The organism is Rhodoferax sp., assembly GCF_011391645.1.
Classification (GTDB): Bacteria; Pseudomonadota; Gammaproteobacteria; order Burkholderiales; family Burkholderiaceae_C; genus Rhodoferax.
In genome coordinates this window covers 1-6440 of record NZ_JAABQC010000128.1, presented here as the reverse complement: position 1 = coordinate 6440, position 6440 = coordinate 1, and the positions used below count along the sequence as shown (strand labels likewise).

5 protein-coding genes are annotated in these 6440 nt (G+C 60.4%); 2 read left to right on the top strand and 3 right to left on the bottom strand.

Annotated features, from left to right (window positions below; genetic code table 11):
• From GPS82_RS12910 to GPS82_RS12900, 3 genes are all read right to left on the bottom strand, one after another.
• The coding region (locus GPS82_RS12910) for a radical SAM protein (protein ID WP_296495371.1) at nt 1-686 on the bottom strand (686 nt) is incomplete at its 3' end.
• A 106-nt stretch (nt 687-792) separates the two neighbouring features.
• Nucleotides 793-1770 carry a transporter gene (locus tag GPS82_RS12905; RefSeq protein ID WP_296495367.1) on the bottom strand — a complete coding sequence of 326 codons (978 nt, stop codon included), beginning with the start codon at nt 1768-1770 and terminating at the stop codon, nt 793-795.
• Between the two features lie 65 nt (nt 1771-1835).
• Nucleotides 1836-3671, bottom strand: a complete 1836-nt coding sequence (locus GPS82_RS12900; protein WP_296495365.1) for an arylsulfatase — start codon at nt 3669-3671, stop codon at nt 1836-1838.
• 393 nt (nt 3672-4064) lie between these two features.
• On the opposite strand from GPS82_RS12900, the gene GPS82_RS12895 reads away from it, so the two are divergent.
• Both GPS82_RS12895 and GPS82_RS12890 read left to right on the top strand, forming a co-directional pair.
• Entirely contained in the window at nt 4065-4862 is a 798-nt protein-coding gene (locus GPS82_RS12895; protein ID WP_296495363.1) for a cyclase family protein, read from the top strand.
• Nucleotides 4863-4882: 20 nt separating this feature from the next.
• On the top strand, nt 4883-6440 hold a 1558-nt coding region (locus GPS82_RS12890), incomplete at its 3' end, for an AMP-binding protein (RefSeq protein WP_296495361.1).

Sequence of the window (6440 nt, the reverse complement as noted above, 5' to 3'; positions counted from 1 at the left end):
TCCCAGTCCCAGTGGCCGGGCGCCACCGAGCGAAAATCGCGCTGCTCCATGCCGGGCGTGAACTGGATGATGCGCGGGCGCACTTCATCCCGCAGGAAGCGGTAGACATCCAGGGGGCGTTGGGAATTGCTGCGGTTGACCACACACAAGGCGTTGAACACAATCTTGTGTTTGTGCAGCAGCGCCACGGCGGCCATCACCCGGTTGAAGGTTGGCTTGTTGCCTTTGTTGTAGCGGTACAGATCATGCAATTCAGCCGGGCCGTCAATCGACAGGCCCACCAGAAAATTGTGGGCGACCAGGAACTCACACCATGCGTCATCAATGAGAATGCCATTGGTCTGCAGATCGTTTTCGATGCGCTGACCGGCCTTTTTGTGCTTTTTCTGGATCTCGACGACGCGCTTGAAAAAATCGATGCCCATCAGGGTCGGCTCGCCGCCTTGCCAGGAGAAGACCACCTCGTCGCCCGTCTGGGCCTCGATGTATTGCCGGATATGGCTCTCCAGCATGGAGTCGCTCATGCGCGGCGCCTGCGGCTGGTGAAGCAGGTCTTCCTTGTGCAGGTAGAAGCAGTAGGCGCAATCCAAGTTGCACTGGGCGCCACTGGGCTTGAGCATGGTGTGAAACCGGTAGGAGTCACCGCCGCTGAGCTTGGGGAGCTTCAATTCGGGTTGTTGGGTCATGTCATTCGCTCGGGCTGCTGGCCAAAGTCATCGGGAAATCAACAAGAATAAAAAAAGGGAGAGACGTGTTGCTCTCCCTCTGCCCTGACCATCCAAGGCCGGTCGATTATTCGCTCTTCAGGCGCTTGGAGCCCTCGATGATCGGGTGCCAGCCGTAAACAAAGGTGAACATGAAACCATCCATCTTCATGTCGCCGGGCCCGGTGTCGTTGAGGGTTGACTTGTAGCCAAAGGTCATGTTCATGTTGTCATTGAGGGTGTAGCCCAGCGTCAGGCCGACACCCACGTTGTTGAGCTTGCTGCCTGTGACGCCGCCGATGGTGGCCTGACCACCGCTGTACCACGACGCGTCGAGCGCGCCCCACAGGTTGGCGGTGAAGTCGCGTGTCAGGTGCGCATCCAACTGGTACAGCGGGTCGGTGCTCAGCGTCTGCCCGCCGTAGTCGGTGTTGTCGCCGAACAGCCAGACGGCCGGCAGAAATTCCAGCGTGGTGCGACGGCCAGGCACCCAGTCGCCCAGTTGCCAGGTCACCGGCATGCCAAGACGGCCGTACCAGCGGTTCTGGCCGATGTTGAGTTGTTGTTTGTTGTCGTATTCGCCGATGGGCAAGGCCAGGTCGGCGAGCAGGTCAAGCGAGAAACCCGGTTGGTAGCGCAGTGCGTCGGGAATGCTCTTTTGCGCCGGTGGGCCGATCAGGTTGATGTCAAACTCAAGCATGGGGTCGCCAAAACCGCTCGCTTGCTGACCAATCGTCTTGCCAAATGCGGCACCTTCACCTGAGAGTCGGCCCATGGGGAAAATGACGGCCGCCATGGCTGAGCGATCAAACAGGGAATAGGTTTGCGCGAATCCCACCATGGCCATCGTGGCATCGAAGCTCGCCTCAGGGGTCACCGTGTGCGACGGGTCGAACGGGTTGGTGTTGCCGGACAAGGAGTTGACGATGACGGGAACACCACTGGCCCCCGACAGGCTCTTCAGGTAAAAGCGCCCGGGCACCTGCGCCATGGCCTGCGTTGCGCAAAAACTGCCGATGACCGCCATCGCGGTAAGGGCCAGCCGAAGATTGTTGATTTGTTTCATAAAGTCTCCATCAGGATTCAAAAAAGTTTTGAGTGCGGCGTGATCAGTCGCCGCCCGGGTCACGATCAGGATTTTGGCTCGGCCACCATGTCTTTGGGTGGCACAAACTGGCGCTTGTAGATCATCGGTGGGAAACCGGCATTGTCAGGCGACCTGGGTGGCAGCTGATCCTTGAGGTTCTCAAAGGGTGAACGGTCAGGAATGATGACGTTGTTGCTCTTCACGTAATCGTCCCAGGAGGCCAGCATGGCCTTCAATTTCTCCGGTTGCTTGGCGGCCAGGTCCACCCGCTCGGCCGGGTCGGAGGCCAGGTCAAACAGTTCCCAGTCGCCCTTGCCCATGGGTTGCCATTGCCAGCGCAGCTTCCAGTCGCCCTGGCGCAGGGCGCGGTTGCCAAAGATTTCCCAGGCAACGTAGTCCTTCTCGGTACGCGGCGTGTCGGCCTCGCCGGCAAGCACCTTGGTCCACGACTTGCCAATCAGCTTGGGCAACTCCTTGCCCTTGTAGGTCTGCGGGTAGGTGGTGCCTGCCACCTCAAGCATGGTCGGCATGAAATCGGCAACATGCATCAAGCCGTTGTTGATGCTGCCCTTTTGCCGCTTGACGGCGGGGCCGCTGACGATCAGTGCATTGCGCACACCGCCTTCGGCGACCCAGCCCTTGTACTGGCTGAAAGGGGTCATCGAGGCCTGTGCCCACATGGGGCCGTAGCCAACGTAAGAGCCGGGGTCGCCCCAGGCGTTGGGATGGGTCTGCGACCACATCATGGAGGCATACAGGTAGTCGCGGGTACCGGGTGTTCCGGCAATCATGGCAAAGAGGTCGGTGCCCTCGGCGCCGTTGTCACCAAACACCACAAAAATCGTGTTCTCGTACTCGCCGATGTCTTTCAAGTGCTTGACCAGCCGACCAACGTGGTGGTCAAGGTTTTCCACCATGCCGGCGTAGAGCTCCATCTTCTTGCCGAGGATGGCGCGCGCCGCAGGCGCCAGCACGATCGGGTCGGGCACAAACCACATGCGCTCGGACAGCTGGGTGCCCGCAGGCGTGATACCCATCTCAATTTGCCGCTTCAGGCGCTCCTGGCGCACGGCATCCCAACCCTTGTCGTATTCGCCAACATGCCGATTGCGCCAGTCTTTGGGCAGATGGTAAGGATCGTGCGGCGCCTGGTGGGCCACGTACGCAAAGAAAGGCTTGCCGTCGCCGCGGTTGGCGTCGATGAAGCTGATCATCTTGTCGGTGTAGGTTTTGGTGGCGTAGTAATCGTCGGGCAACTTGGTCAGGTAACGACCGTCCTCGGTAAACACCGACTTGGGCGACGCCATGGTGAAATTGCTCATGTCCCAATAGCTTCCGGCACCGTCCAGCAGGGAGAAGTCGCGATCAAAGCCGCGCGCCGCAGGAATCTGGTTCGGTTGTTTGCCAAGGTGCCACTTGCCGACCATGTAGGTGTGGTAACCCGCGTCCTTGAGCAGCGCGGGCATGGTGGCCACGCGGTCATTCAAAAAGCCTTCGTAGCCGGGCACGCCCGTCTGGTTGGGCGCCGTCCACTCGTCCATGTTGCCCAGGCCGCTGATGTGGGTGTCAACACCGCTGAGCAAGGTTGCCCGGGTTGGGGAGCTGCTGGCGTGAGTGTAAAAGTTGGTGAAGCGCACGCCGTCTTTCGCCAGCGCGTCAAAGTTCGGGGTCTTGATTTCGCTGCCGAACGACCCCAGGTCAGCAAAACCCATGTCGTCAGCCACGATCATGACGATGTTTGGCTGGCGCTGCGCACCTGCGGCTGAAACCATTGAGGGCGCCGTGAGTGCCACGGCCATACCGAGCGAGCCAATCAACAGGCTCAACTTGCTCCTTTTGCTGGATGGAAAGCTTTTCTTGAAATTCGTCACAGTTTTCATATCTTCCTCCGTTGTATTGCTTGGATTTTTCCCACTCTTAAACCGGCAATCTTGATCAGGATCAGATGTTATCGAAATTCAGAACAGGGCCATCGGTTTTTCGATCTTATTTATGCCGCTGCGCTGAATGTGGCGACGGCCCATGCCCAAGGTTCGCCCGGGCCGGGTGAATTTTGTGTCGCGGACGTCGGTCCGTCTATCGGAATTCCGCAAATATTCGCATTTCACCAGTGGTGTGCAAGCTGCGGCCATGGGCCATGGTCATAAGGCCGTGACAGTTTCTGAAGTCAATTGCGAATGTTGATTTGAGTTTGCGGAAAACCGATATCGCGACTTTGCTTGGCGCACGAAACTTGCCATCACCGACTATTTAAATCTTGAGGAGACCTTTGCATGACACGCCTGATTGACCTGACACAAACCCTGGACCCCGCCAACCGCGCCCTGCTGCCGCCCCAGCTGGCAGCCGCCGCCGTGGTGGTGTCGCCCAAGATTGAATACTTTCACCCCAAGGAAAAGGGTGCCGATGAGTTCTGCAAATACCTGGGCTGCACCCATGACGACCTGACCGACGGCGAAGGCTGGGGTTCCGAGATCTTGACCGACATGTCTTCGCATTGCGGCACCCATGTGGATGCGCCGCTGCACAGTGCCTCGCGCATTGCCGGCGCGCCGGCGCGCACCATCACCGACATCGATCTGGGCGAGCTCTATCGCCCCGGTCTGGTCCTCGACGTGCGCCCCTGGGCCAAGCCGGGCGAAGAAATCACCGTTGCCATGCTTGACGCCGCGCTGGCGGCCACCGGCACCACCATCAAACAGGGTGATGCCGTGCTGATTCGCACCGGGCAGGAGCGCTTTACCCTGAAAGATGCCGGTTATTACCAGCAGCCGGGCATGAGCCGGGCCGGCACGCTGCACCTGACCGGGCAGGGCGCCACCATTCTGGGCACCGACGCCGTGGGTTGGGACCTGCCCTTTGGGCTGATGGCGCGCAAGTACCAGGAGACCAAAGACAAGGCCGTGCTGTGGGATGGTCACAAGGCCATCGTCGAGCGCGAGGCCTTCATCGTGCAGCAAATGACCAACCTGGGCGCGCTGCCGCTGAGCGGTTTCATGGTGGGCTTCTTCCCCATCAAGCTGGCCAATTGCAGCGCCGCGCCGGCGCGTGTCGTGGCTTTTGTGGACTGATTTTTAAAGGAGACCCAAACATGGCCATGATTGACTTTTTTGACCGGGGCTGGATGATCAACCCCAACGGCCCCGCTTACATTCAGGACGAGCGCAGCTACACCTTCAACGAGGTGGGTGAGTTGTCGTGCCGCATCGCCAACGCGTTGCTGGCCACCGGGCTGCCCAAGGAAACCAAGGGCGCGGTTTGGGCCCTGAATGACACCACCGCCTGGACGTGCGCGCTGGGGCTGTGGCGCGCCAACATGTGCTGGCTGCCGGTGGGTGCGCGCAACGCCGCCGAGGACAACCATTACGTGCTTGAACAGTTCGACTGCGAAGTGCTGTTCTTTCAGGCGTACTTTGCGGATGTCATTGCCGGCTTGCAGGCGCGCCTGCCCAAGGTCAGGCACTGGGTCTGCATCGATGGCAACGCGCCGCAGGTGCAGGGTTCGATCGCCTTGGCCGACTGGATCAAGGACCAACCTGCGACCAAGCCGCATGTGCGCGTGGACCTAGACGATGTGGTGGCGGTGATGCCCACCGGCGGCACCACTGGCGCGCCCAAAGGCGTGATGAATACCCACCGCAGCTACCAGACCGCGTTTGCGCATTTCCTGATGGCCTGCCCCTACAGCGACGAAGACAAACCCGTGACGCTGGCGGCAGCGCCCATGACGCACACGGCGGGCCTGCTGTCCATTCCGGTAACTTCCCGTGGCGGCGCGGTGGTGGTGCTGGCCAAGCCCGACCCCACGCTGATGCTGGGCGCCATCGCGCGGCACCGCGTGACCGAGATTTTTCTGCCGCCCACGGTGATCTACCGTTTGCTTGATATTCCTGACCTCAACATGAAGGTCGATTTTTCGTCGCTCAAGTATTTCATGTATGGTGCTGCGCCCATGTCGGTTGAAAAACTCAAGCAAGCCATCGAGGTCTTTGGCCCGGTGATGACGGGCGGCTATGGCCAGACCGAAGCGCCCGGCTCGATCTCAACGCTGCGGGCCGACGAGCACCTGAAGGCGGGCCAGTTGGCCAGCGATGAACGGCTGGCTTCGGTGGGCCGGCCCAATCCGCTGGTGCATGTCGAAATCATGAATGATGAGAAACAAATCCTGCCACGCGGCGAGTCGGGTGAAATCTGCGTGCGCGGCGACCTGGTCATGAAGGGCTACTACAAAGACCCGGTCAAGACGGCTGAGACCATCATCGACGGCTGGCTGCACACCGGCGACGTCGGGCACATCGACAACGAGGGCTTTCTGCACATCACCGACCGCAAGAAGGACATGATCATCTCCGGCGGCTTCAACGTTTACCCGAGCCAGGTCGAGCAGGTGATCTGGGGCCACCCGGCGGTGCAGGACTGCGCGGTGATCGGCGTGCCCGACGAAAAATGGGGCGAGGCGGTCAAGGCCGTGGTCGAGCTCAATGCCGGCCAGTCGGTCAGCGCCGAAGTGCTGATTGCGCTGTGCAAGGCCAAGCTGGGCAGCGTCATGGCGCCCAAGACGGTGGACTTTGTGCCCCAGCTGCCGCGCAGCGCGGCCGGCAAGGTCTTGAAGAAAGACCTGCGCGCAGAGTACTGGAAAGACTCGGCGC